Below are 2,022 nucleotides of genomic sequence, written 5' to 3'. Positions count from 1 at the left end.
TATTAAAAAGCCTATCATGTTTTTAGGAATGGGTCAGGGATATGATGATATCAAGGAATACGATGCTGAATGGATGCTTGATCAATTATTCAGTGAAGATGAGGCTGTTGCTGAGGAGCAGACATGAACTTTAAGAAAATTTTATCTTATGATGCAAAAGAATACTACCACTTCTCTGAAGTGGTAGATGAATTTTGCAAAAATGGGCGGACTATTTTAAATCAAATGTTTTAAATAGTTTAATTACCATATAAACTATTATGGTTTCAAATTTTGACAAGACTAACCATTCAGTATATAAGTTAACCTATCACTTGGTATTGGTTGTTAAATATCGTAGGAAAGTAATAACTGAGCCCATATTTGAGTCTTTAATTAACATATTTAATCGTGTGGGCAGTAACTATAGGATAATGGTGGTTGAAGCTAATTTTGAGGCAGATCATATAACACATATTGTTTAAAAGTGGAACTGATGTTAATATTCAAAGATTCATTAATTCCTATAAATCTACAAGCAGTAGAATCATTAAAAAAGAATATCCTAAAATATATGATAGTCTTTGGAGTGGAGTCTTTTGGAAAAGAGGTTATTTCATAGCTACAACTGGTGGAGCTAATATTGAAACAATTAAACAATATATAGAAAACCAACAAAGGAAGTAAAAAAAAATAATTATGAAAATAGTTAATAAAGGAATTAAAGTAAGAATTTATCCAAACAAAAAACAAGAGGAATTATTCCATAAAAATTTTGGAGCAAGTAGGTTTGTACATAATAACATCCTTGAAAGATTAAATAAACTATACGGCATCTATCGTAATCAATACAAATTAAATATAACTCTCATTAATACCTTTTTAAAACAATTAAAACAGGAAAATCCCTGGTTAAAAGAAATTGAAAGTACAAGTTTACAACAATCCAGCAGAGATTTATATAAGAGTTATCAAAATTTCTTTAAAAATCCAAAAACCAATTTTCCAAAATTCCACAGTAGAAAAAATACCAGATTAAGTTTCAGACAAACAATAGCCAATCACCCTATTAAAAACAAAAAGTTAATACTTCGAAAATATGGTTCAATCTGTTACAGAACAAGTAAAAAATATTATCAATTACTTAACTCCAATATTAAAATCAACAATATCACCATTACATGCGATAATGGTAAATATTACGCTATCTTAAATATTGAAGCACCAATAGAAGAATGGAACAATACAAATCAAGCAAAGGGTTACGACTTAAATTCCAACAGAAATCACTTTCTTGTAAGCAATACGGGTGAAAAATACAAATTTGATATAAATCACGAAAACCAAATGATTAAAAAATTAAACATTTCACTCAGTACAAAACAAAAAGGAAGCAGAGCATTTAAAAAAATTCAAAAAAGACTACAAAAATGGTATACTAAAAGAACAAACAAACTAAACGACTTCATACAAAAATTAAGCACAACTTTAGTTAAAGAAAATGATACAATCGTATTGGAAGATAACTGGGCCAATATTAAAATTCTCATCGGTGGAGAACAAAATATGGTTTTTCCATTAATGAAATTTAAAGATATGCTTAATTATAAGTTTAATTGGTATAAACCGGACTGTGAAGGTCTTGTAACTGTAAACCCAAAAGGGACAAGCAAAACATGCTGCCATTGCCAACATGTTGTAGATGAATTATCACCTTCTGTTAGGCAATGGACATGTCCAAATTGTGGAATTGTCCTTGATAGAGATATTAATGCATCAATTAATATTTTAAACCGTTGGAACAACGGGGATTGCCTTTCAACTCGATGTTAGGAATCCACGACTTCTATAAGTCGTGGTAGTTCAACTTTGATATTTATTAGTATTAATCATAACAATTTTTTTCATCAGGCATTGGTATTTTTTTATTTGAATATGGGGACATATTTCCTGACATATCATACATGAATCATTATGATATTGAATGTATTTTTTAAACAATAATTAATTTAATCAATATTATTCTAAACAAAATCTAATATA

Annotated in this window: 4 protein-coding genes; all 4 read left to right on the top strand. The window is 28.4% G+C overall.

The genetic code is table 11. From position 1 onward, the window contains the following. A partial coding sequence (locus ACJMLH_RS09175; RefSeq protein ID WP_405276943.1) for a hypothetical protein occupies positions 1-127 on the top strand: 127 nt, incomplete at its 5' end. A 133-nt stretch (positions 128-260) separates the two neighbouring features. After that, positions 261-464, top strand: coding sequence for a transposase (locus ACJMLH_RS09170; RefSeq protein ID WP_405276941.1), 204 nt, complete (start codon positions 261-263; stop codon positions 462-464). Further along, positions 457-666, top strand: a complete 210-nt coding sequence (gene tnpA / locus ACJMLH_RS09165; protein ID WP_405276939.1) for an IS200/IS605 family transposase — start codon at positions 457-459, stop codon at positions 664-666. Before ACJMLH_RS09170 ends, tnpA begins: the two co-directional genes overlap by 8 nt. A gap of 12 nt (positions 667-678) precedes the next feature. Further along, positions 679-1,812, top strand: a complete 1,134-nt coding sequence (locus tag ACJMLH_RS09160; protein WP_405276937.1) for an RNA-guided endonuclease InsQ/TnpB family protein — start codon at positions 679-681, stop codon at positions 1,810-1,812. Positions 1,813-2,022: the final 210 nt, after the last annotated feature.

The sequence above is a fragment of the Methanobrevibacter sp. genome, from assembly GCF_045116495.1.
In the GTDB taxonomy this organism is placed as follows: domain Archaea; phylum Methanobacteriota; class Methanobacteria; order Methanobacteriales; family Methanobacteriaceae; genus Methanocatella.
This window is presented reverse-complemented; position numbering and strand designations above follow the sequence as displayed.

Excerpts from the sequence above, each read along its gene's own strand:
- ACJMLH_RS09170 (WP_405276941.1), top strand. The coding sequence starts at position 261 with ATGGTTTCAAATTTTGACAAGACTAACCATTCAGTATATAAGTTAACC.
- ACJMLH_RS09160 (WP_405276937.1), top strand. The coding sequence starts at position 679 with ATGAAAATAGTTAATAAAGGAATTAAAGTAAGAATTTATCCAAACAAA.